Below are 22,105 nucleotides of genomic sequence, written 5' to 3'. Positions count from 1 at the left end.
ACGGCCCTCCGGCGATCACGCATCCGACCTCGGCAACAGCGCCGCCAGGGTGTCCACCGAATCCGCTTCGTCCACCGGCTTGTCCTCGCGCCAGCGCAGCATGCGCGGAAAGCGCACGGCGATCCCGCTCTTGTGGCGGCTGCTGCGGGCGATGCCCTCGAACCCCAGTTCGAACACCAGCGTGGGCCGCACGCTGCGCACCGGGCCGAAGGTCTCGACGGTGGTCTTGCGGATGACCGCATCCACCCGCGCCATCTCCGCATCGGTCAGGCCAGAATAGGCCTTGGCGAACGGCACCAGCGCGCGCCCCTCGGTGCCTGGCGGGCCGTCCCACACCGCGAAGGTGTAGTCGCTGTAGAGGCTGGCGCGCCGGCCATGGCCGCGCTGGGCATAGATCAGCACCGCATCGATGCTCAAGGGGTCGATCTTCCACTTCCACCACGTGCCCACGTCCTTGGTGCGGCCGACGCCGTATTCGGCATCGCGGGCCTTGAGCATCATGCCTTCCACGCCCAGCGAGCGGGCCTGCTCGCGCTGGACCGCCAGATCCTGCCAGCGGTCGCCCTGCAGCACCGGGCTGGCCACCAGCGCCGGGTGCGCCACGCGCGCCAGCAGCGCATCGAGCCGCGCCCGCCGTTCGTGCTGGGGCCGCTGGCGCAGGTCCTGGCCGCCCTCCTCCAGCAGGTCGTAGGCGAGCAGCACCACGGGCAGCTCGCGCAGCAGCTTCGGTGTGAGGGTCTTGCGGCCGATGCGCTTTTGCAAATCGGCGAACGGGCGCACGTGGGCCGCGGCATCGCCCTCGGCAGCGCGCCAGACGACGATCTCGCCATCGAGCACCGTGCCGTCGGGCAGCGCTTCCCCGAGCGCCTGCAGCTCGGGAAAGCGGTCGCTCACCAACTCCTCGCCGCGCGACCAGACCCAGGTGCCGGCGCCTTCGCTGGCGCCCTCGGCGCGGGTGCTGCGCCGCACGATCTGGGCGCGGATGCCGTCCCACTTCCACTCCACGATCCACTGCGCGGGCGGGCCGAGCACCGTGTCGAACTGGGACACCGGCAGTTGCAGCGGGTGCGCCAGGAAGAACGGATAGGGATGGCCCCGGGCTTCGCCCTGCGCCGCATCATCGCCGCCTTCGCCCTCGGCCGCGACCAGGCGCAGGTAGTCGGCCTCGCCCGGACGCGCCCCGATGTGCGTATAGCCCATGAGCCGCTGCGCGACACGCTTGGCATCCACGCCGCTCACCGCCGCCAGCGCCTGCGTGACCTGCAGGCGCGACACGCCCACGCGGAACGCCCCCGTGATGAGCTTGAAATACACCAGCCGCTCTTCGGGCGCGAGACCCGCCCACTGGGCCCGCAGCGTGGTCTCCAGCGCCTCGGGCGGCATGCCGCGCAGGGGCAGCAGGTGGTGCTCCATCCACTCGGCCAGGCCCAGCGCCTGCACGGCGGTGGGCGCGGGCAGCAGCAGCGAGATGGTCTCGGCCAGATCGCCCACGGCCTCGTAGCTCTCGTCGAACAGCCATTCGGGCAACCGGGCCGCATCGCGCGCCAGGGTGCGCAGCAGCTTGGTCGGCACCAGCTGGCGTGGCTTGCCGCCGGCCAGGAAATACACCGCCCACGCCGCATCCGCCGGCGCCGCGGCGCGCAGGTAGGCCTGCAGCGCGGCCTGCTTGGCCAGGCTGGAGGTGCTGGCGTCGAGCGCGCGGTAGAGCGCGGCGAAGTCCTTCATGGTTCGGACGAAGGGGGTCGGCGGGGCGGCGCGGAAGAGAGGGAGGGGGACTCGGCCTCGGAAGGGGCAACGGCTTCGGTGACGGGCTCCGTGAGGCGGCCTTGATCGGGATCGGCGGCTGCGGCGGCGCGTTTCGATCGGCCCCTGGAGCGGGGCCTCGGAGCACCGGGCACGCCGTCCGGCGCCGCGGCCTGGGCGGCTGCGGCCACGTCGCCTGGGCCTTCGCCGGCCTGCGCAGCGGGGGCGCTGGCATCGGACGGTGGCGGGGCAGACGGCGCACCGTCGATCACCGGGGATGCGTCTCCACCGGGCTGGGCGATCACGGGCGTGGCCGCCTGCGCGGCACGGCCCGCGTCCACGGCCTCATCGGCCTGCGCTGGCACCGGCACGGCCGGTGTGGGGGCGGCTTCCTGGTCGTCCTCATCGCCGTATTCCGTGTGGAACGATTGCGCATCCAGCCCCTGTTCGCACAGCCAGCGCACTAGCACCGCCACGCTGCCATGGGTCACGAAAACGCGTTCGGCCCCGGTGGCCCCGATCGCCCGCTGCAGGCCGGGCCAGTCCGCATGGTCCGACATCACGAACCCGCGGTCCACGCCCCGGCGGCGGCGCGTGCCGCGCAGCTGCATCCAGCCGCTGGCGAATGCATCGGCATGGCGGGCGAAGCGGCGCATCCACGGCGTGCCCTGGGCGGACGGTGGGGCCAGGACCAGCGCGGTCTTGAGCATTTGGGCATCCACCCCCGGGTCAGTCACGCGGAAGGTGGGCGGCAGGTCCACGCCGGCCGCGCGGTACACGGCGTTGAGCGGCTCCACTGCGCCATGCACCACGATCGGCCCGATGCTGCGATCCACGCCGTGCAGGATGCGCTGCGCCTTGCCGAAGGCATAGCACAGCAGCACCGAAGGCCGGCCCTGCGCGGCATTGGCGCGCCACCAGGCATCGATGTCGGCGAACAGCACCGGCTGCGTGGGCCAGCGGTAGATGGGCAGGCCGAAAGTGGATTCGGTGATGAAGGTGTCGCAGCGCACCGGCTCGAACGGGGTGCAGGTGCCGTCGGCCTCGGTCTTGTAGTCGCCCGAGGCGACCCACACCCGCCCGCCGTGCTCCAGCCGCACCTGGGCGGAGCCGAGCACATGGCCGGCGGGGTGCAGCGACAGGCGCACGCCGTGGTGCTCGATGGCTTCGCCATAGGCCAGCGTCTGCAAGGCGATGTCGGCGCCCAGCCGGGCCCGCAGGACGCCCTCGCTGTCGGTATGGGCAAGGTAATGGGCGTGGCCCATGCGCGCATGGTCCGAATGGCCGTGCGTGATGACCGCCCGCTCCACCGGCCGCCAGGGGTCGATGTAGAAATCGCCCGCGGTGCAGTACAGGCCTTCGGGGCGCGCGACGATCAGATCGACGTCACCGCGCGCCATGTCCGGTGTCTTTCGCGAAAGGGGAGAAGCGCCTACGGGCGACCTGTCTGACCCCGTCGCCCAATGCGCCGTGCGTAGAAGGAAGTGCTGTGTGCGCTTGCATGCCGAATGCTATCGCCCACCCCTCTTTCGCCCGGGTGCGGAACGCCGCATGCCCGTGTCAGCCGGCGCCTACCGTGCTGACGGCGCGCCCCGGCCGCCTGCCCCGAGCCCGCCTGCACGGCCCTTGTTGCCTCATTCATCGCGGCCATGAAAAAAGCCGCCCGAGGGCGGCTTTGTCGCAGACGGCAGGCAGGCCGTCGTTCGGTCAGCGCTTTTGGCGGAACTTGCGCAGCGCAGCGATCTGCGCGGCCATCACGGCCAGTTCCGATTGCGCCTTGGCCAGGTCGAGTTCGCTCTTGGCGTTCTTGACGGCTTCTTCGGCCGCGGCCTTGGCCTGGTTGGCCTTCTCGTCATCCAGGTCCTTGCCGCGCACCGCGGTATCGGACAGCACCGTCACGCGGTGGGGCTGCACTTCCAGAATGCCACCGGCCACGAAGACGAACTCTTCGCCGCCATCGGCCATCTCGATGCGCACCGAGCCGGGCTTGATGCGGGTGATCAGCGGGGTGTGGCGGGGGTAGATGCCCAGTTCACCGGCTTCGCCGGGCAGAGCGACGAACCGCGCTTCGCCGGAGAAGATGGACTCTTCGGCGCTGACGACATCGACGTGAATGGTGTTCATGGGGTTCCTTCCAAAAGTCGGGAAAGCTGGAGATCGGCAGTCTGCTCGGTCGGCGCGCCGCAGGTGCCTGGAAGCACCCGCACGGCACGCTCACCCATGGCAGGCCGCCGATCGCGCCGCCTTACGCGACCTTTTTGGCCTTTTCGAAGGCTTCGTCGATCGTGCCGACCATGTAGAACGCCTGCTCGGGCAGGTGATCGCACTCGCCGGCCACGATCATCTTGAAACCACGGATGGTTTCGGACAGGGGCACGTACTTGCCGGGCGAGCCCGTGAACACTTCGGCCACGTGGAACGGCTGCGACAGGAAGCGCTGGATCTTCCGGGCGCGGGCCACGGCCAGCTTGTCCTCGGGAGCCAGTTCGTCCATGCCCAGAATGGCGATGATGTCGCGCAGTTCCTTGTAGCGCTGCAGCGTGCCTTGCACACCGCGGGCCACCGCATAGTGCTCTTCGCCCACGACTTGCGGGTCGAGCTGGCGGCTGGTGGAGTCCAGCGGGTCCACGGCAGGGTAGATCCCCAAGGAAGCGATGTCACGCGACAGCACCACGGTGGAGTCCAAGTGGGCGAACGTCGTGGCGGGCGATGGGTCGGTCAAGTCATCCGCTGGCACGTACACGGCCTGGATGGAGGTGATCGAGCCCACCTTGGTGGACGTGATGCGCTCTTGCAGGCGGCCCATTTCTTCGGCCAGCGTGGGCTGGTAGCCCACGGCGGAAGGCATGCGGCCCAGCAGTGCGGACACTTCGGTACCGGCCAGCGTGTAGCGGTAGATGTTGTCCACGAAGAACAGCACGTCGCGGCCTTCGTCGCGGAACGACTCGGCGATCGTCAGACCGGTCAGCGCGACACGCAGGCGGTTGCCTGGGGGCTCGTTCATCTGGCCGTAGACCATGGCCACCTTGGACTCTTCGAGCTTCTCGAGATTCACCACGCCGGAATCGGCCATCTCGTGATAGAAGTCGTTCCCTTCACGGGTCCGCTCGCCCACCCCTGCGAACACCGACAGACCGCTGTGGGCCTTGGCGATGTTGTTGATGAGTTCCATCATGTTCACGGTCTTGCCCACGCCGGCGCCGCCGAACAGGCCCACCTTGCCGCCCTTGGCGAACGGGCACACCAGGTCGATCACCTTGATGCCGGTTTCCAGCAGCTCCTGCGAAGGCGACAGTTCGTCGTACGCGGGGGCCTTGCGGTGGATGGAGGCCGTGAGGTCCTGGCTGACCGGACCGCGCTCGTCGATGGGCGCGCCCAGCACGTCCATGATGCGGCCCAGGGTCGCCTTGCCCACGGGCACGGTGATGGGGTTGCCGGTGTTGGTCACCAAGATGCCGCGGCGCAGGCCATCGGACGAGCCCAGAGCGATGGTGCGCACAATGCCGTCGCCCAGCTGCTGCTGCACTTCCAGCGTCAGGGTGGAACCGTCGAGCTTCAGGGCGTCGTAAATCTTGGGCATCTGGTCGCGCGGGAACTCCACGTCCACCACGGCGCCGATACATTGAACAATCTTGCCTTGCACTTGAGCCATTTTTTGCTCCAAATAAATGTGGGTTGAGCTGTCTGTTTACACAGCAGCAGCGCCGGACACGATTTCCGAAAGCTCTTTCGTGATCGCTGCCTGGCGCGTTTTGTTGTAGACCAGCTTCAACTCGCCGATGACGCTGCCTGCGTTGTCGGTGGCAGCCTTCATGGCCACCATGCGCGCGGACTGCTCGGAGGCCATGTTTTCTGCCACGGCCTGGTAGATCAGGGATTCGACATAGCGCAGCAGCAGCTCGTCGATGACGCTCTGCGCATCGGGCTCATAGATGTAGTCCCAGCCGTGCTCCGTCTTCTCCGCTTCCATCTGCGAGGAAGACAGGGGGAGCAGACGCTCCACCACCGACTCCTGCCGCATGGTGTTGATGAACTTGGTGTACCCCAGGTACACCGCGTTGATCTTGCCTTCGGCATAAGCGTCGAGCAGCACCTTCACGGGGCCGATCAGCTTGTCCAGATGCGGGGTGTCGCCCAGACCGGTGACATGCGAAACCACCTTGGCACCGACGCGGTTCAGGAAACCCAGGCCCTTGTTGCCAATGGCCACGGCCTCGGTGGACACGCCAGCAGACTGCAACTCGCGCAGCTTGGTGGTCACGGCACGCAACACGTTGGTGTTCATGCCGCCACACAGGCCCTTGTCGGTCGTCACCACGATGACACCGGCCACCTTGGCATCGTTTTCCTTCATGAAAGGATGAACGTACTCCGGATTGGCCTTGCCGAGGTTGGCGGCGATGTTGCGGATCTTCTCGCTGTAAGGACGGGCCGAGCGCATCCGCTCTTGCGCCTTGCGCATCTTGGACGCGGCCACCATTTCCATGGCCTTGGTGATCTTCTTGGTGTTTTCCACCGATTTGATCTTGCCGCGTATTTCCTTGCCTGCTGCCATGATGATTCCTCGTTCGGTTTAGGCGAACGACTTCTTGAACGCGCCGATGGCGGCGGTCAATTCGGCTTCAGCGTCCTTGTCCATGGCCTTCGCCTGTTCCAGCTTGGCCAGCAGAGGGCCGTGGCTGGACTTCAGGAACTGGTGCAGGCCGTGTTCGAACTCGAGCACCTTCTTGACTTCGATGTCGTCCATGAAGCCCTTGTTCACTGCGAACAGCGTCGCACCCATCAGGGAGATGGGCAGCGGGCTGTACTGGGCTTGCTTGAGCAGTTCGGTCACGCGGGCACCGCGGTCCAGCTGCTTGCGGGTGGCTTCGTCCAGGTCGGAAGCAAACTGCGCGAACGCAGCCAGTTCCCGGTACTGGGCCAGGTCGGTACGGATACCGCCGGACAGGCTCTTGATGATCTTGGTCTGGGCCGCACCACCGACGCGCGACACGGAAATACCGGCGTTGATGGCGGGGCGGATACCGGCGTTGAACAGGCTGGTTTCCAGGAAGATCTGGCCGTCCGTGATCGAGATCACGTTGGTCGGAACGAAGGCGGACACGTCGCCGGCCTGCGTTTCGATGATCGGCAGTGCGGTCAGCGAACCGGTCTTGCCCTTGACTTCACCCTTGGTGAAGGCTTCGACGTAGTCGGCGTTCACGCGGGCGGCACGCTCCAGCAGGCGGCTGTGGAGATAGAACACGTCGCCGGGGTAGGCTTCGCGGCCTGGCGGGCGGCGCAGCAGCAGCGAAACCTGGCGGTAGGCCACGGCTTGCTTGGACAGGTCGTCATAGACGATCAGCGCGTCTTCGCCGCGGTCGCGGAAGTACTCGCCCATCGTGCAGCCGGAGTAGGCCGACACGTATTGCATGGCGGCGGACTCGGAAGCCGAAGCGGCCACCACGATCGTGTATTCCATCGCGCCGGCTTGCTCCAGCGAGCGCACGACGTTCTTGATGGACGATGCCTTCTGGCCGATGGCGACGTAGATACACGTCACGCCCTGGCCCTTCTGGGCAATGATGGCGTCGATGGCGACGGCCGTCTTGCCGGTCTGGCGGTCACCGATGATCAGCTCGCGCTGGCCACGGCCCACGGGCACCATGGAGTCGATGGACTTCAGGCCGGTCTGCAGGGGCTGGTCCACCGATTTACGGGCGATCACGCCCGGAGCGACCTTTTCGATCACGTCGGTGAGCTTGGCGTTGATGGGACCCTTGCCGTCGATCGGCTGGCCCAGCGCGTTCACCACGCGGCCCACGAGTTCGGGGCCCACGGGCACTTCCAGAATGCGGCCCGTGCACTTGACGGTGTCGCCTTCGGAGATGTGCTCGTACTCGCCCAGAATCACGGCGCCGACAGAGTCGCGCTCGAGGTTCAGCGCCAGGCCGTAGGAAGGCGCACCGTCCTTGTTGGCGGGGAACTCCAGCATTTCGCCCTGCATCACGTCGGACAGGCCGTGCACGCGCACGATACCGTCGGACACGGACACCACGGTGCCCTGGTTGCGGATGTCGCTGCTGGCTGCCAGACCTTCGATGCGGCTCTTGATCAGTTCAGAAATTTCTGCGGGATTGAGTTGCATGACTCTTTCCTTCTTTCTTTGGTTAGCCGAGACCTCAAGCCGCTTACGCAGTGAGGGCCGCTTTCATTTGTTCCAGACGGGCTTTGACGGAGGTGTCGAGCACCTCGTCTCCCACGACTACGCGAACGCCGCCGATCAGGGATTCGTCCACCTGTACCGAGACATTCAACTTGCGGCCGAAGCGCTTTTCAAGCACCGCGTCCAGGCCGGCCAACGCGGCGGCGTCCAGCGCAAAAGCACTGAATACCACGGCATCGGAAGAGCCGTTGCGCCGATTCACCAGCGCGCGGAACTGGGCCGCCACCTCGGGAAGCGCGTCCACACGGCCGTTCTCGATGATGACACGCAGGAAGTTGCGGGCTGCCTCGGGCAGCGCGCCACGAACCACGCCCGTGATGACGTCGAACACCTGTTCGGAGGTCACCTTGGGGTTGTCCGCCAGTTGGCGCAGCTGAGGATTGGCGGCAATCGCCGCCACTTCTTCCACCCAGGCCACGGTGCCGTTCAGGTCGGCACCCGGCTGGGACGTGCTGGCCTTGAACAGGGCTTCCGCGTAAGGGCGGGCAATGGTGGCGAGTTCTGCCATGTGCGCGCTCCTTACAGCTCGGTCTTCAGGCGGTTCAGCAGGTCGGCGTGGACGCCAGCATTGACTTCCTTGCGGAGAATCTGCTCGGCGCCCTTGACGGCCAGCGCAGCGACCTGCTCGCGCAGGGCTTCACGGGCCTGGATCGACTGCTGCTCGGCATCTGCACGGGCAGCGGCGACGATCTTGTTGCCTTCCTCGGTCGCACGGGCCTTGGCCTCGTCGATGATGGCCTGAGCGCGGCGCTCGGCGTCCGCAATACGCGATGCCGTTTCGTTGCGCGTCTGGGCCAGTTCCTTCTCGACGCGCTGGTTCACAGCGGTCAATTCGGATTTGGCACGGTCGGCGGCAGCGAGGCCATCGGCGATTTTCTGGGCTCGCTCGTCCAGTGCCTTCGCGATCGGGGGCCACACGAACTTCATCGTGAACAGCACCAGGATCAGAAAGACGATGGCCTGAACGAACAGGGTCGCGTTGATACTCACGGCAACACCTTTCTAGTTGGGCGTTGAACGGAGCTTAGGCCAGGACGAAGGGGTTGGCGAAAGCGAACAGCAGAGCGATGGCCACGCCGATCAGGAAGGCGGCGTCGATCAGACCGGCCAAGATGAACATCTTGGTTTGCAGTTCATTGATCAGCTCAGGCTGGCGAGCGGACGCTTCGAGGTACTTGCCACCCATCAGTGCGATGCCGATCGAAGCGCCGATAGCGCCGAGACCCACGATCAGACCACAAGCCAGAGCGACGAGACCGAGAACGTTTTCCATGATGACTCCTAGGATGAAAAGAAAGGAAGGTTGAAAAAGAAAGGGAAAGGATCAGTGAGCTTCATGCGCCTGGCCGAGATAGATCAGCGCAAGCATCATGAAAATGAAGGCCTGCAGGGTGATCACCAGGATGTGGAAGATCGCCCAGATCGAGCCTGCAATGATGTGCCCCAGAGGGAGCAACACACCGGAAAGCGACATGGCAGCAGCACCGCCCATCAGGGCAATCAGCATGAACACCAACTCACCAGCGTACATGTTGCCGAACAGCCGCATGCCATGCGACACGGTCTTGGCAATGTATTCAATGATCTGCATGAGCAGATTGACCACGCCCAGGATCAGGGCGAAGACGGGATTCTTGCTGGTGCCGAACGGCGCGGTGACCAGCTCATGCGCCCAGCCGCCCAGGCCCTTGATCTTCACGCTGTAGTACAGGCAAAGCACCAGCACGGCGAACGACAGACCGAGGGTGGTGGAGAGATCGGCGGTGGGCACCACGCGCAGGTAGGCATGGTGCGGATCATGGCCGGCGGCACCGTAGATCTGGGCCCAGATGGCGGGCAGCAGATCGACCGGCAGCATGTCCATGGCATTCATCAGGAAGATCCACACGAACACGGTCAGTGCCAGGGGAGCGATGAATTTGCGGCTTTCGGCGTTGTGGATGTTGGCCTTGGCCTGGTTGTCCACCATCTCGACCAGGATCTCCACTGCAGCCTGGAAGCGACCCGGCACGCCGGAGGTGGCCGTGCGGGCGGCACGCCAGAAGACAAAAAGTGCGATGAAACCGAGAACCAAACCCACGATCACGGAATCGAAGTTCACCACGGAGAAATCGACAATGGACTTCTGCTTGATGTTCTGGAGATGCTGCAAGTGGTGAACGATGTATTCACTGGCAGTCGGTGCATGCGCTTCTGCGGCCATCGGACAACTCTTCTATCAATATCAATCGGTTTTTCGGACACCGGGCCGCACCATGAGGGCGATCCAGTACGTTTTCATCGTCACTACCATGCCGGCCAGCAATGCCAGCCAACTCAGCCCCGGAACCAGCCGGGGCGCCGCCGCCAGCATGGCAACGGTCATTGCAATCTTGACCAACTCCCACCCGAACAGGCCAGCCATCGCACCTCCCGCGGAAGTTTGATGCCGGGCCATGCCCCGCGCGAACAAGGCCGCGGGAATCACCACCGCCAGTGCGCCATACCCCGTGGACCAAGCCACAGTGGGCTTGCCGGAAACCAGCCATGCCACCAGGGCAGCCAGTGCTCCGACGAACGCCTGACCCCAGACGATTCGCCACACGGAGATCCGCGGATGCCGGAGGCGCCACTGCGCAGCCTCTTCAGCTGACAGGGGCTTGAAGTCGGAATCTTCAGCCTCAGTTTCGTGGTCGGGAGCGTTTGTTTTCATTGAGGAATGACGCCCACTTTACAGACCGAAACTTTCACAAAGCCCCTGATTATAAGTAAAAACCACTTTCATCCGGCAATGACCTCTCAGGCCGGTATGAAAGTGTGCGCACGCGCGCTCCGTTGTGGTGACCGGCCAACGTGAACCGCCCTATCGCGGTGCAGGCTTCGGCCGAAAGATTGCCGGCCCCGAACCCGTTCAAAATGGCACAAAGCCCGCCGTTTATAGACCATCGCCATGACACAGCCCCCTTCCACGCTCCCATCAGACGTCCCGTCCGCGACCGATCCCCGCAAGGATTCGCTCATCGAGTACCCCTCGTCGCTCCCCATCAAGGTCATGGGTCAGAAAGTGGATGGATTCGTCCACGCGGTGACGGAACTGGCGCACCGCTTCGACCCGACCTTCGACGCGTCGACCATCGAACTGCGCGACAGCCGCGCCGGCAACTACCTGGGCGTCACCATCACGATCACAGCCACCAGCCGCGAACAACTCGATGACCTGTACCGGGCGCTGTCCTCGCATCCGATGGTCAAGGTGGTGCTCTAAATCCCATGGAGATTCGCCACCTGGGCCTCGTGGACTATCGGGAGACGCTGCAGGGCATGCAGGCTTTCACGCAGGAGCGTACGTCCCAGACTCCCGATGCGCTGTGGATCTGCCAGCACCCGCCCCTCTACACGCAGGGGCTGGCCGGCAAGGCCGACCATGTGCTGGCCTCTGGCGACATTCCCATCGTCGCCACCAATCGGGGCGGGCAGGTGACTTTCCATGGCCCGGGGCAGGTCGTGGCCTATCCGTTGCTGGATCTGCAGCGCGCCGGTTATTTCGTCAAGGAATACGTCTACCGCATCGAAGAAGCGGTAATCCGGACGCTGGCCCATTTCGGCATCACCGGGCACCGCGTGGGCGGGGCCCCGGGCATCTACGTGCGCCTGGATGACCCGGGAGGCCATGCCCAACTGCCACAGCGGCCACGCAAGGCCGAGGGTCTGCCAGCCACGCAAGCCCATGACGCCCCTGACTTCACCGGGCTGGGCAAGATTGCCGCATTGGGCATCAAGGTGTCGCGCCATTGCACCTACCACGGCGTGGCACTCAACGTGGACATGGACCTGGAACCCTTCTCGCGCATCAACCCTTGTGGCTACGCAGGGTTGCAAACGGTGGACCTTTCTACAATCGGGGTCCACACCACCTGGGAAGAAGCCGCCGAAGTGCTGAGCCAGCAGCTCGCCATTCGCCTGGCCCCCTGACCACTACCCTGCCATGAGCACTCCTGAAGTCGTGCGCGAAGCGCAAACCACCGCTGCCTACAACCCGCTGGCCAAGCAGAAGGCAGCCGCCAAGCTGTCGCGCATTCCGATCAAGGTCGAGCAAGGCGAAGTGCTCAAGAAGCCCGAGTGGATACGGGTGAAGGCAGGCAGCCCTACCACGCGCTTCTACGAGATCAAGGACATCCTGCGCGAGAACAAGCTGCACACGGTGTGCGAGGAAGCCAGTTGCCCCAACATTGGCGAATGCTTCGGCAAGGGAACGGCCACGTTCATGATCATGGGCGACAAGTGCACGCGCCGCTGCCCGTTCTGCGACGTGGGGCATGGCCGGCCCGACCCGCTGGACAAGGACGAGCCGCTGAACCTGGCCAAGACCATCGCACAGCTGCGGCTGAAGTACGTGGTGATCACCAGTGTGGACCGCGACGATCTGCGCGATGGCGGCAGCGGGCACTTCGTGGAGTGCATCCAGCACATCCGCACGCTCTCCCCCAACACCCAGATCGAGATCCTCGTGCCAGACTTCCGCGGACGGGATGACCGCGCGCTGGAGATCCTCAAGGCCGCGCCACCCGACGTGATGAACCACAACCTGGAGACGGCGCCACGCCTGTACAAAGAAGCCCGGCCCGGCAGCGACTACCAGTTCAGCCTGAACCTGCTCAAGAAATTCAAGGCACTGCACCCTGGTGTTCCGACCAAGAGCGGCATCATGGTGGGCCTGGGCGAGACGGACGAGGAGATCCTCCAGGTCATGGCCGACATGCGCGCGCATGACATCGACATGCTGACCATCGGCCAGTACCTCTCGCCCTCCAACAGCCATCTGCCGGTGCGCCGCTATGTGCACCCGGACACGTTCAAGATGTTTGAGGAAAAGGCCTACGAAATGGGTTTCAGCCACGCGGCGGTGGGTGCGATGGTTCGCTCCAGCTACCACGCAGACCAGCAGGCGCACGCGGCCGGCGTGTAGCGCCCGGGCCGGGTTGCCGCAGGGAACGGGAGGCCTCTCCCGGTCGAACCCTGCAAATCAGGACGTTGCGGGCGGTTCTGTGGTCGATGCACTGACGGTGAAGCCGATGCGCGTGACCTGCGCCGTGCTGCTGGCAAAGGTTTTTCCGCCATGCATTCGCGCAATGGCGTCCACGATGGCCAATCCCAGGCCGTGATGCTGGTCCGAACCATCGCGTGCCGATGCTGCCCGGAAAAAGCGTTCGAACAGCCTGCTGAGCGCCTCTGGCGCAATACCAGGTCCCTGATTTTCAACGGCGATCTCCGCGCCGTCGCGCCATGGTCGGATGGCCACAACAATGGTGGAGTCCTTCGCCGCATAGCGGATGGCATTGCCCAACAGGTTGGACAGGGCACGGCGCACCAGCGGCACGTCCACCGCTGCGGTGGCGTCGCCCACGACAGTGGCCCGCAAGCCAGCCTCCTCCAGCGAGGCTTCATGGAACTCCAGCACGGCGCAGGCTTGCTCTGCAAGGCGGGCCGACTGCCGTGAGCGCAAGGACTCTCCACGATCGGCCCGCGACAGAAACAACATGTCGGCCACGATGCCCGAGAGCCGCCGGATCTCTTCCAGGTTCGACACCAACAGCGACTGCATGTCCTGGGCGGAGCGGGGGCGGGCCAGTTCGACCTCCGCCGAGGCAATGAGGTTCGCCAGGGGCGTGCGCAACTCGTGGGCCACATCGGCATTGAAGGCCTTGGACTGCGAATAGGCCTGTTCGACCCGGGCCATGAGCGCATTGAATTGCGCGATCCAGGGGCGAAGCTCCTGGGCAAATTCGAGGGGATCGATGGGTGCACTGGCAGCGTCCGGCGTGATGCGGGCGGTTCGCTCCGCCAACTTGTGCAGCGGCCGAAGGCCATGGCGCACGAGCAGCGTCCCCGTCAGCGAGACCAGCAGCGTGCCCAGCACCACGGCCAAGGCCAGCGTCCCGCCCAGCCGGCGCAGAAGGCGCGCGTCCTGCGTGGTGTCGATGCCAATGCGCACGTTGAAGGGGGAGCCGCTGTCGTGCGGCGCCACCCGGTGATCGGCCCAGACCCATTCGCCCGAAGTGGCCGGGGTAGAGCTGAACAACTGCGCGCCATCGCGGCCGATGGACACGCTCACGTTGCCATGGGAGGAAAAGTAATCTTCCAGCTTGTGCTGCAAGGACAGCGCCCCGCCCCCTTGGCTGCGCTCGTTCAGCAGATGGGATACCAGTCGCGCCTGCTGGTCCAGTTCTTCCTGTGCCTTCTGTCGAAAATTCCACGCCGTGACGACATAGACGGAGACGCAGAGCACGCTGAGGCCAATCAGCGTCTGCAGGGCCAGCCAAACGGACAGCCGACGCTGTATCGATGACGGGAAAGGACTCATGGCGGTTCCCGATCCTCCAAGACGTAACCCATTCCGCGCACCGTGTGCAAGAGCCGTCGCGCAAACGGATCGTCCAGCTTGCTGCGCAGGCGTCGCACGGCCACCTCCACCACATTGGTTTCGCTGTCGAAGTGCATGTCCCACACTTGTTCGGCGAGCGTCGTTCGAGAGAGCACGCGCCCCTGGCGGCGCATCAGCAAGGCGAGCAAGGCGAACTCCTTGGCGGTCAGGTCGATCCGCACGCCTTCACGATGGCATTTGCGTGCAACCAGATCAAGCTCCAGGTCGGCCAGCTTCAGCACGGTATGCTCCTGCAGCGGCCCCCTGCGCTGCAGGGCCTGCACCCGCGCCAGCAGTTCGGAGAACGCGAAGGGCTTGACCAGATAGTCGTCGGCGCCCTGCTGCAGGCCCCTGACGCGATCCTCGACCTGATCGCGGGCCGTGACCATCAATACGGGCACGTCCTTGCCCTGCCGAATGGCGGCCAGCACGCCGAAACCATCCACCCCGGGCAGCATCACGTCGAGCAGGATGACCGAGTAATCGCCCTGCGTGGCGAGGTACCGGCCCTGGATGCCGTCCCTGGCAATGTCGACTACGTAGCCGTTTTCTTCCAAGCCTTTTTTGACGTAATCGCCCAGCTTGGGCTCGTCTTCGATGACCAGTATGCGCATCGGGCCATCGTATCGCCCGGGGACCGATTGAAAGATGACGAATTCGTCATCTTGCCGTCGGTGAATCGGCCGACTGGGTTTTTACAGTGACTTCACGCCGGCACAACGTTCGGCTGCATCCCGGTCCGGCGGTTCGGGCCGGATGCCCAACCCAGGAGATTGACCATGACCCGTTCCCCCGCCGTTTTTCTGTTCGCCGCCATGTCGGCTGCATGGGTGCCCTTGAGCGCTTCGGCGGCCAGCACCTTGCACAGCGCGCCCACCGAAGCCGGCTACACCGTGCATCCGCAGCATGCCGCCCAGGCAAAGTCGCGGGCGCAGGTCCTGTCGGAGCTGGCCACTGCCCGCACCGACGGCACCCTGGTGGCCATGCAGTGGGGCCTGGAGGTGCCCCGCAAGGAGGCCAATGCCCCGAGCGCGCTGACACGCGAGCAAGTGCGCCTGGAGGCCGAGCGCGCCGCCAAGGGCAACCTGCTGCGCTATGGCGACCATTGAGCCTGCCTCCGCACCCATGCCAATGCAGGGCGCCTGTACACCCGGGGGCTTCGGGCAATGCCCAGCCCCATGCCAGGCCCTTGCGGCCCACCGATATACTGCCGCCCGATGCGCCGCTGGCTGATGATCCTTTTGCTTTTCGCGATGCCGTTCCAGCTGAGCTGGGCGGCCGCCGCAGGCTATTGCCAGCACGAAAGCCATGCCAGCGCCTCGCATTTCGGGCACCACGAACACCACCACGTCGCCGCCACCAGCGCGTCGGCACAAGACACCGATACGCCCTCGGACCCCTTGCCGGGAGGTCCGGACAATGATTGCCTGACCTGCCACACCTGCACGGTGCAGCCCCTGGCCCATACCGCCAACGTAGCGGGCACGGCCGGGCCCACCGCCCGGCCCCCGTCCTTCACCGAGTCCTATCGCTCCCACGTGGGAGGCATTCCCACGCGCCCTGCCTGGCCAGCGCTCGCCTGATTCGGCGAGAGACACGGCACGGCCTTCCCTCTTTGATCACAGCCCTTCGCTGAGAACTCTCGCCGAATTCATCCGCCCGTTGTTGTTGCAACCCAGGAGAATTCGATGCACAGGCATTTTGTGTCGCTGGCCGCCATGGCTTTCGCGGCATTTCCGGTCTTTTCGCACAGCCAGACCACCCCGCTTCCCCCCTCATCCACGGTGCAGCCACGCACCGTGGAATCGTCCGAGCCCTTGAGCCTTGCCACCGCGGTGGCACTGGCATGGCAGAACAATCCCGACCTGTCTGCCGTGGCGCGTGCGCGCGATGCGGCGGATGCTGCCATCCGGCAGGCGGGCGCACGGCCCAATCCTGTGCTGGAGACCACGGTGGAGGACCTGCGGCAGGAGCGCCGCACGACGACCGTGCAGATCAGCCAGCCGATCGAGCTGGGCGGCAAGCGAGCCGCCCGCATCACAGCCGCCGAGCGGGCGCGGGACCAGGCCGCCGCCGCCGCCCTGGCACGCCGATCAGAGCTTCGCGCGGGCGTGATCACCGCCTTCTTCGAAGTCCTGGCCGCGCAGGAGCGCGTCCGCCTGGCCCAGGACTCGGTCACGCTGGCACAGCGGGCAGTGCATGCCGCGGCCAACCGGGTGGCTGCCGGCAAGGTCTCGCCACTGGAGGAAACGAAGGCCAAGGTGGCCGAGTCCGGCGTGCAGGTGGAGCGTTTGCAGGCCGAGGGCGCCCTGCGAACCGCAAGGCAGCAACTGGCCGCGCTGTGGGGCAATCCGAAGCCCGCCTTCGCCCATGCCGTGGGACAGCTCGATGCCTTGCCCACCCCACCGTCCAGCCTGGAGATCGAGCAGCGGATGCATGGCGCACCCTCTTTGGTTCAGGCACGGCTGGAAGTCGATCGGCGCAGTGCGCTGACGGCCCTGGAGCAGGCCAAGCGGGTGCCCGACATCGCAGTGACGCTGGGCAGCAAGCGAAGCCCCGACGTGGGCGGAAACCAGTGGGTGGTGGGCGTGTCCATTCCCCTGCCCATTTTCGACACCAACCAGGGCAACCTGGCCGAAGCGTTGAGCCGCGAGGAGCAGGCACGCGACGAACTGCTTTCCACCGAACTGCGCACGGCCTCCGAAGCGGCGGCGGCATTGGAAACCCTCCATGCGTCGCGCATCGAGGCCGAAACACTGCAGCGCGACGCCCTTCCCGGCGCGGAGAGCGCCTACCAGGCCGCGACCAAAGGGTTCGAACTGGGCAAGTTCAGTTTTCTGGAAGCCCTTGATGCACAGCGCACGCTGCTGCAGGTGCGCACGCAAACGCTGCGCGCCCTGGCCGCCGCGCACCGCGCCGCCAGCGACCTGGACCGCTTGCTGGGGCACGCCGGCGACGACCTGCCCTCCCCCATTTCATTTGCCCGCTGAAAGTCCACCATGAACCAACGACTGAACCCATCGACCGGCAAAGCCGGCAAGCGCCAATGGTGGGTGGTGACCGCCATCCTGGTGGTCACGCTGATCGCCGGCGCCCTGATCCTGCGGGGCAGCCCCGCCGCCTCCCCGGGCGGCCATGCCGAGGCAGATGGCCATGCGTCCCACGCGGAGGAAACGTCCCATGGCTCCCCCGGTGAGAAAAGCGCCAGCCAGGATGCCCATGCAGAGGAGGAAGCGGCCAAAGGACCACATGGGGGCCAGCGCTTCACGGAAGACGGCTTCAGCCTCGAGGCAAAAGTGTCGGAAGACGGCGGCGCCCCGCATCTCGCAGTCTGGCTTTCCGAGCAAGGCAAGCCGGTGAAAGCGGATGCCGCCCAGTTGTCCGCCACGCTGACGCGACCGGGAGGGGAACGGGAAACACTGTCGTTCACCGCCGATGGCGAGGGATTGAAGAGCGTACAGGCCATCGAGGAGCCGCATGTGTTCGAGATCGTCCTCTCCATCCAGAAGGATGGCCGTGCACACACCTTCACGCTGCAGCAGGCAGAAGGAAAAATTCCCCTGACGGAGGCGCAGGCCAAGGCTGCCGGCATAGCGATCGACACCGCGGGCCCGGCGCGCATCCGTGCCACGCTGCAGTTGCCGGGCGAAATCAAATTCAACGAGGACCGCACGGCCCACGTGGTGCCACGGCTGGCGGGCGTGGTGGAAAGCGTCTCGGCCCAGCTCGGCCAACAGGTCCGCAAGGGGCAGGTACTGGCCGTGCTGTCGAGCCCGGCGCTGTCGGAGCAGCGCAGCGAGCTGCAGACCGCACAGCGCCGGGCCGAACTGGCCCGGACCACGTACGAGCGCGAGAAGAAGCTGTGGGAGGAAAAAATCGCGCCGGAGCAGGACTACCTGCAGGCGCAGCAGTCCATGCGCGAAGCGCAGATTGCGGTCGCCAATGCACAGCAGAAGCTCTCTGCCATCGGTGCCACGCCTGCCGCATCGGCCCTGGGCCGCTATGAACTGCGCGCACCTTTCGACGGCATGGTGGTCGAAAAGCACCTGTCGCTGGGCGAGTCCGTGAAGGAGGACGCGAATGTCTTCACCCTATCCGACCTGTCCACCGTGTGGGCCGAAATCAGCGTGGCCGCGCAACACTTGCCGTTGGTGCGCGTGGGCGAACGGGTGACCGTGCGCTCCACCGCGTTCGATGCGAAGGCGGAGGGCGAGGTCTCCTATGTCGGCGCCCTGATCGGCGCGCAGACGCGCATGGCCACGGCCCGCGTGGCGGTGGCGAATCCCCAGAAGGTCTGGCGGCCCGGACTGTTCGTGGAGGTCGAATTGGTGTCGTCCGAAGCGACACCGCCGGTCACCGTGCGAACCGATGCGGTGCAGACCGTCGATGACAAAACCGTGGTCTTCATCCGGGCCGAAGGCGGCTTCATTGCCCAGGCGGTGCAACTGGGCCGCACGGATGGCCAGCGGGTCGAGATCGTCAAAGGGTTGGCAGCCGGTACGGCCTATGCCGCGGCAGGCAGCTTCGTCGTGAAATCCCAGCAGGGCAAGAGCTCGGCGTCGCACTCGCACTGAAGGTGGACCATGTTTGAACGTGTCATTCAGTTTTCCATCGCGCAGCGCTGGCTCGTGATGCTGGCCGTGCTCGGCATGGCAGCCCTGGGCCTCTACAGCTACCAGAAGCTGCCCATCGATGCCGTGCCGGACATCACCAACGTCCAGGTGCAGATCAACACCGCGGCGCCCGGCTACTCCCCCCTGGAAGTGGAGCAGCGCGTGAGCTTTCCCGTCGAGACCGTCATGGCGGGGCTGCCCGGGCTGCAGCAGACCCGCTCGCTGTCACGCTACGGGCTGTCGCAGGTGACCGTGATCTTCCAGGACGGCACCGACATCTACTTCGCGCGGCAACTCGTGAACGAGCGCATCCAGTCGGCCCGCGGCCAGATGCCGGAGGGCGTTCACCCGGTCATCGGCCCCATATCGACAGGCCTGGGGGAAATCTACCTTTGGACGGTGGAAGCCCAGGACGGGTCCCGCAAGCCGGATGGGCAACCCTACACCTCCACGGACCTGCGCGAGATCCAGGACTGGATCATCAAGCCGCAGTTGCGCAACGTGCCCGGCGTGACCGAGATCAACTCCATCGGCGGGTATGCCAAGGAGTACCAGATCGCACCCAGCCCCGACAAGCTGCTGGCGCATGGCCTCACGATGGGGGACCTGGTCACGGCGCTCGAACGCAACAACGCGAACGTGGGAGCCGGGTACATCGAGCGCCGCGGAGAGCAATACCTGATTCGCGCTCCCGGGCAGGTGCAGTCGATGGACGACCTGCGCAACGTCATCCTCGGCAATGCGGGCGGCGTGCCGCTGCGCGTCAGGGATGTGGCCGAGGTCGGGCTGGGCCAGGAGCTGCGCACCGGCGCCGCCACCGACAACGGCCGAGAGGTCGTGCTGGGCACGGTGTTCATGCTCATCGGCGAGAACAGCCGCACGGTCTCCCAGGCCGTGGACCGCAAGATGAAGGAGATCAACCGGACCCTGCCCGCCGGCGTGCATGCGGTGACGGTGTACGACCGCACGGTGCTCGTGGACAAGGCCATCGCCACCGTGAAGAAGAACCTCTTCGAGGGCGCGGTGCTGGTGATCGTGATCCTGTTCCTCTTCCTGGGGAACATCCGCGCGGCGTTGATCACGGCCATGGTCATACCGCTGTCGATGCTGTTCACCTTCACCGGCATGGTGAACCAGAAGGTCAGTGCCAACCTGATGAGCCTGGGTGCGCTGGACTTCGGCATCATCATCGACGGCGCGGTGGTGATCGTGGAGAACTGCGTGCGGCGCCTCGCCCACGCACAGCAGCACAAGGGCCGGCCGCTGACGCGGGCGGAGCGTTTTCACGAGGTGTTCGCTGCGTCGCAGGAAGCACGGCGGCCGCTGCTGTTCGGCCAACTCATCATCATGATCGTGTACCTGCCGATCTTCGCGCTCACGGGGGTGGAGGGCAAGCTGTTCCATCCGATGGCGTTCACGGTGGTCATCGCGCTGGTCGGTGCGATGGTGCTGTCGGTCACCTTCATTCCTGCCGCCGTCGCGCTGTTCATCGGCAAGACGGTGGGCGAGAAGGAAAACCGGCTCATGGGCTGGGCCCGCCGCGCCTACGCGCCGCTGCTGGACCGCGCCATGGGCGCCAAGCCCGTGGTCATCGCACTGGCGCTCGCGGCCGTGCTGCTGTCCGGCCTGCTGGCGACGCGCCTGGGCACCGAGTTCGCGCCCAGCCTGGGCGAGGGCGATTTCGCCATGCAGGCGTTGCGCATTCCCGGCACCAGCCTGTCGCAGTCGGTGGCGATGCAGCAGCAGCTGGAGAGCACGCTGAAGGCGAAGTTTCCCGAGATCGAGCGGGTTTTTGCCCGCACCGGAACGGCCGAGATCGCGTCGGACCCGATGCCGCCCAACATCTCGGACGCCTACATCATGCTCAAGCCGCAGGACACTTGGCCTGCACCGGCCCGGTCGCGCGAACAGCTCCTTGCGGCCATCCAGGCCGAGGTGGAGCAACTGCCGGGCAACAACTACGAGTTCTCGCAGCCCATCCAGTTGCGGTTCAATGAACTCATCTCCGGCGTGCGCAGCGATGTAGCGGTCAAGATCTTCGGAGACGACATGGCCGTGCTCGACCAGACCGCCCAGAAGGTCGCTGAAGTGCTCAACCGCATCGATGGGGCCACCGAGGTCAAGGTGGAGCAGACGAGCGGCCTGCCGGTGCTGACGGTGAACATCGACCGCGCCAAGACCGCCCGCTACGGACTGAATGTGGGCGATGTCCAGGAGGCCGTGTCGATTGCCGTGGGCGGGCGCGAGGCCGGCACCCTGTTCGAAGGCGACCGGCGCTTCGGCATCCTCGTGCGGCTGCCCGAGCACATCCGGACCGACCTGGAGGCCATCCAGCGCCTGCCGGTCGCACTGCCTCGCGGCGGCGACGCCGCGGACGCCCGCGCCCGCTTCATCCCGCTGAGCGAAGTGGCCACGCTGCAGTTGGCACCGGGCCCCAACCAGGTCAGCCGGGAGGACGGAAAACGCCGCATCGTCGTGAGTGCCAACGTGCGGGGCCGGGACCTGGGCTCCTTAGTGGCCGAGGCGGAACAGGCCATGCAGGCGGTCCAGATCCCGGCGGGCTACTGGACCGCGTGGGGCGGCCAGTATGAAAACCTGCAGTCGGCCACCCAACGCCTGCAGGTGGTCGTGCCGGTCGCGTTGCTGCTGGTCTTCACGCTGCTGTTCGCCATGTTCGGCAATGTGAAGGACGGGCTGGTCGTTTTCACCGGCATCCCGTTCGCCCTCACCGGCGGCATCGTGGCACTGTGGCTGCGCGACATCCCGATCTCGATCTCGGCCGCGGTCGGATTCATCGCGCTGTCGGGCGTCGCCGTGCTGAACGGGCTGGTGATGATCTCCTTCATTCGCGGCCTACGCGAAGGCGGCATGCCGCTGGACGCCGCCATCCGGGAGGGGGCGCTCACCCGGTTGCGGCCCGTGCTCATGACGGCGCTGGTGGCCTCGCTGGGCTTCGTGCCCATGGCCATTGCCACCGGCACCGGAGCGGAAGTGCAGCGGCCGCTGGCGACGGTGGTCATCGGCGGCATCCTGTCCTCGACCGCGCTCACGCTGCTGGTGCTGCCGCTGCTGTACCGGATCGTGCACCGGCGCAGCGAAGAAGAGGTTGCCCAAGCCGCCGCCCACTTGCCGTCTGCGGCCTGA

At 65.8% G+C, this 22,105-nt stretch carries 20 protein-coding genes and 1 pseudogene; 8 read left to right on the top strand and 13 right to left on the bottom strand.

Annotated elements, in window-relative coordinates; all coding sequences use genetic code 11:
- Nucleotides 1-15: 15 nt before the first annotated feature.
- The 11 genes and pseudogenes from AVME950_RS18765 to AVME950_RS18715 all read right to left on the bottom strand — a co-directional run bounded on the left by AVME950_RS18765 (nucleotide 16) and on the right by AVME950_RS18715 (nucleotide 10,640).
- Complete coding sequence (locus AVME950_RS18765) at nucleotides 16-1,725, bottom strand: ATP-dependent DNA ligase (RefSeq protein ID WP_284430979.1); 1,710 nt, start codon at nucleotides 1,723-1,725, stop codon at nucleotides 16-18.
- Between the two features lie 374 nt (nucleotides 1,726-2,099).
- Nucleotides 2,100-3,143: pseudogene (locus tag AVME950_RS18760) on the bottom strand (ligase-associated DNA damage response exonuclease); the annotation flags it as partial.
- 307 nt (nucleotides 3,144-3,450) lie between these two features.
- Nucleotides 3,451-3,867: a F0F1 ATP synthase subunit epsilon gene (locus AVME950_RS18755; protein ID WP_092745245.1), complete on the bottom strand. Its 417-nt coding sequence runs from the start codon at nucleotides 3,865-3,867 to the stop codon at nucleotides 3,451-3,453.
- Between the two features lie 121 nt (nucleotides 3,868-3,988).
- Nucleotides 3,989-5,395: a F0F1 ATP synthase subunit beta gene (atpD, locus tag AVME950_RS18750; protein ID WP_284430978.1), complete on the bottom strand. Its 1,407-nt coding sequence runs from the start codon at nucleotides 5,393-5,395 to the stop codon at nucleotides 3,989-3,991.
- Nucleotides 5,396-5,431: 36 nt separating this feature from the next.
- Nucleotides 5,432-6,298: a F0F1 ATP synthase subunit gamma gene (gene atpG / locus AVME950_RS18745; protein ID WP_272549600.1), complete on the bottom strand. Its 867-nt coding sequence runs from the start codon at nucleotides 6,296-6,298 to the stop codon at nucleotides 5,432-5,434.
- 18 nt (nucleotides 6,299-6,316) lie between these two features.
- Nucleotides 6,317-7,870 carry a F0F1 ATP synthase subunit alpha gene (gene atpA, locus AVME950_RS18740; protein WP_272565775.1) on the bottom strand — a complete coding sequence of 518 codons (1,554 nt, stop codon included), beginning with the start codon at nucleotides 7,868-7,870 and terminating at the stop codon, nucleotides 6,317-6,319.
- A 43-nt stretch (nucleotides 7,871-7,913) separates the two neighbouring features.
- Nucleotides 7,914-8,456, bottom strand: coding sequence for a F0F1 ATP synthase subunit delta (locus AVME950_RS18735; protein ID WP_272565778.1), 543 nt, complete (start codon nucleotides 8,454-8,456; stop codon nucleotides 7,914-7,916).
- Nucleotides 8,457-8,467: 11 nt separating this feature from the next.
- A complete protein-coding gene (locus AVME950_RS18730) occupies nucleotides 8,468-8,938 on the bottom strand; it encodes a F0F1 ATP synthase subunit B (RefSeq protein WP_272565779.1) in 471 nt (156 codons plus the stop codon).
- A 34-nt stretch (nucleotides 8,939-8,972) separates the two neighbouring features.
- Nucleotides 8,973-9,221, bottom strand: coding sequence for a F0F1 ATP synthase subunit C (gene atpE, locus AVME950_RS18725; protein WP_092745139.1), 249 nt, complete (start codon nucleotides 9,219-9,221; stop codon nucleotides 8,973-8,975).
- Nucleotides 9,222-9,272: 51 nt separating this feature from the next.
- Nucleotides 9,273-10,151, bottom strand: a complete 879-nt coding sequence (atpB, locus tag AVME950_RS18720) for a F0F1 ATP synthase subunit A (RefSeq protein WP_092745138.1) — start codon at nucleotides 10,149-10,151, stop codon at nucleotides 9,273-9,275.
- A 21-nt stretch (nucleotides 10,152-10,172) separates the two neighbouring features.
- Nucleotides 10,173-10,640 (bottom strand): ATP synthase subunit I, encoded by a 468-nt coding sequence (locus tag AVME950_RS18715; RefSeq protein WP_284430977.1) that lies wholly within the window; start codon nucleotides 10,638-10,640, stop codon nucleotides 10,173-10,175.
- Nucleotides 10,641-10,877: 237 nt separating this feature from the next.
- Between AVME950_RS18715 and AVME950_RS18710 the strand changes: the two genes are divergently transcribed.
- The 3 genes from AVME950_RS18710 to lipA are packed head-to-tail and all read left to right on the top strand — an operon-like array spanning nucleotide 10,878 to nucleotide 12,893.
- Nucleotides 10,878-11,192 carry a YbeD family protein gene (locus AVME950_RS18710; RefSeq protein WP_284430976.1) on the top strand — a complete coding sequence of 105 codons (315 nt, stop codon included), beginning with the start codon at nucleotides 10,878-10,880 and terminating at the stop codon, nucleotides 11,190-11,192.
- 5 nt (nucleotides 11,193-11,197) lie between these two features.
- The gene (gene lipB / locus AVME950_RS18705) at nucleotides 11,198-11,899 is read left to right on the top strand and encodes a lipoyl(octanoyl) transferase LipB (RefSeq protein ID WP_284430975.1); all 702 of its coding nucleotides are present in this window, start codon (nucleotides 11,198-11,200) and stop codon (nucleotides 11,897-11,899) included.
- Between the two features lie 13 nt (nucleotides 11,900-11,912).
- Nucleotides 11,913-12,893 carry a lipoyl synthase gene (lipA, locus tag AVME950_RS18700; protein ID WP_284430974.1) on the top strand — a complete coding sequence of 327 codons (981 nt, stop codon included), beginning with the start codon at nucleotides 11,913-11,915 and terminating at the stop codon, nucleotides 12,891-12,893.
- Nucleotides 12,894-12,950: 57 nt separating this feature from the next.
- Here lipA and AVME950_RS18695 read toward each other — a convergent pair whose 3' ends face one another.
- Complete coding sequence (locus tag AVME950_RS18695) at nucleotides 12,951-14,288, bottom strand: heavy metal sensor histidine kinase (RefSeq protein ID WP_284430973.1); 1,338 nt, start codon at nucleotides 14,286-14,288, stop codon at nucleotides 12,951-12,953.
- The gene (locus tag AVME950_RS18690; protein WP_284430972.1) at nucleotides 14,285-14,962 is read right to left on the bottom strand and encodes a heavy metal response regulator transcription factor; all 678 of its coding nucleotides are present in this window, start codon (nucleotides 14,960-14,962) and stop codon (nucleotides 14,285-14,287) included. Before AVME950_RS18690 ends, AVME950_RS18695 begins: the two co-directional genes overlap by 4 nt.
- Before the next feature lie 165 nt (nucleotides 14,963-15,127).
- Between AVME950_RS18690 and AVME950_RS18685 the strand changes: the two genes are divergently transcribed.
- From AVME950_RS18685 to AVME950_RS18665, 5 genes are all read left to right on the top strand, one after another.
- The gene (locus tag AVME950_RS18685) at nucleotides 15,128-15,457 is read left to right on the top strand and encodes a DUF4148 domain-containing protein (RefSeq protein WP_284406685.1); all 330 of its coding nucleotides are present in this window, start codon (nucleotides 15,128-15,130) and stop codon (nucleotides 15,455-15,457) included.
- A gap of 57 nt (nucleotides 15,458-15,514) precedes the next feature.
- Nucleotides 15,515-15,931: a cation efflux protein, CzcI family gene (gene czcI, locus AVME950_RS18680; protein WP_349817239.1), complete on the top strand. Its 417-nt coding sequence runs from the start codon at nucleotides 15,515-15,517 to the stop codon at nucleotides 15,929-15,931.
- 105 nt (nucleotides 15,932-16,036) lie between these two features.
- Nucleotides 16,037-17,338 (top strand): TolC family protein, encoded by a 1,302-nt coding sequence (locus AVME950_RS18675; RefSeq protein WP_284430970.1) that lies wholly within the window; start codon nucleotides 16,037-16,039, stop codon nucleotides 17,336-17,338.
- Nucleotides 17,339-17,347: 9 nt separating this feature from the next.
- Entirely contained in the window at nucleotides 17,348-18,922 is a 1,575-nt protein-coding gene (locus tag AVME950_RS18670; protein WP_284430969.1) for an efflux RND transporter periplasmic adaptor subunit, read from the top strand.
- Between the two features lie 9 nt (nucleotides 18,923-18,931).
- Nucleotides 18,932-22,105: a CusA/CzcA family heavy metal efflux RND transporter gene (locus AVME950_RS18665; protein WP_284430968.1), complete on the top strand. Its 3,174-nt coding sequence runs from the start codon at nucleotides 18,932-18,934 to the stop codon at nucleotides 22,103-22,105.

It is taken from the genome of Acidovorax sp. SUPP950 (genome assembly GCF_030158935.1).
Classification (GTDB): domain Bacteria; phylum Pseudomonadota; class Gammaproteobacteria; order Burkholderiales; family Burkholderiaceae_C; genus Paracidovorax.
Note: the sequence above shows the minus strand (reverse complement) of the source record. Positions and strands in the feature narration are given on the sequence as shown.

Coding starts and splice junctions, on each gene's coding strand:
- AVME950_RS18695 (WP_284430973.1), bottom strand. CDS start 14,288: ATGAGTCCTTTCCCGTCATCGATACAGCGTCGGCTGTCCGTTTGGCTG.
- atpG (WP_272549600.1), bottom strand. CDS start 6,298: ATGGCAGCAGGCAAGGAAATACGCGGCAAGATCAAATCGGTGGAAAAC.
- atpB (WP_092745138.1), bottom strand. CDS start 10,151: ATGGCCGCAGAAGCGCATGCACCGACTGCCAGTGAATACATCGTTCAC.
- AVME950_RS18690 (WP_284430972.1), bottom strand. CDS start 14,962: ATGCGCATACTGGTCATCGAAGACGAGCCCAAGCTGGGCGATTACGTC.
- AVME950_RS18670 (WP_284430969.1), top strand. CDS start 17,348: ATGAACCAACGACTGAACCCATCGACCGGCAAAGCCGGCAAGCGCCAA.
- czcI (WP_349817239.1), top strand. CDS start 15,515: ATGCCCAGCCCCATGCCAGGCCCTTGCGGCCCACCGATATACTGCCGC.
- AVME950_RS18735 (WP_272565778.1), bottom strand. CDS start 8,456: ATGGCAGAACTCGCCACCATTGCCCGCCCTTACGCGGAAGCCCTGTTC.
- AVME950_RS18715 (WP_284430977.1), bottom strand. CDS start 10,640: ATGAAAACAAACGCTCCCGACCACGAAACTGAGGCTGAAGATTCCGAC.
- atpE (WP_092745139.1), bottom strand. CDS start 9,221: ATGGAAAACGTTCTCGGTCTCGTCGCTCTGGCTTGTGGTCTGATCGTG.
- AVME950_RS18685 (WP_284406685.1), top strand. CDS start 15,128: ATGACCCGTTCCCCCGCCGTTTTTCTGTTCGCCGCCATGTCGGCTGCA.
- atpA (WP_272565775.1), bottom strand. CDS start 7,870: ATGCAACTCAATCCCGCAGAAATTTCTGAACTGATCAAGAGCCGCATC.
- lipA (WP_284430974.1), top strand. CDS start 11,913: ATGAGCACTCCTGAAGTCGTGCGCGAAGCGCAAACCACCGCTGCCTAC.
- AVME950_RS18710 (WP_284430976.1), top strand. CDS start 10,878: ATGACACAGCCCCCTTCCACGCTCCCATCAGACGTCCCGTCCGCGACC.
- AVME950_RS18665 (WP_284430968.1), top strand. CDS start 18,932: ATGTTTGAACGTGTCATTCAGTTTTCCATCGCGCAGCGCTGGCTCGTG.
- AVME950_RS18765 (WP_284430979.1), bottom strand. CDS start 1,725: ATGAAGGACTTCGCCGCGCTCTACCGCGCGCTCGACGCCAGCACCTCC.
- AVME950_RS18675 (WP_284430970.1), top strand. CDS start 16,037: ATGCACAGGCATTTTGTGTCGCTGGCCGCCATGGCTTTCGCGGCATTT.
- atpD (WP_284430978.1), bottom strand. CDS start 5,395: ATGGCTCAAGTGCAAGGCAAGATTGTTCAATGTATCGGCGCCGTGGTG.
- AVME950_RS18755 (WP_092745245.1), bottom strand. CDS start 3,867: ATGAACACCATTCACGTCGATGTCGTCAGCGCCGAAGAGTCCATCTTC.
- lipB (WP_284430975.1), top strand. CDS start 11,198: ATGGAGATTCGCCACCTGGGCCTCGTGGACTATCGGGAGACGCTGCAG.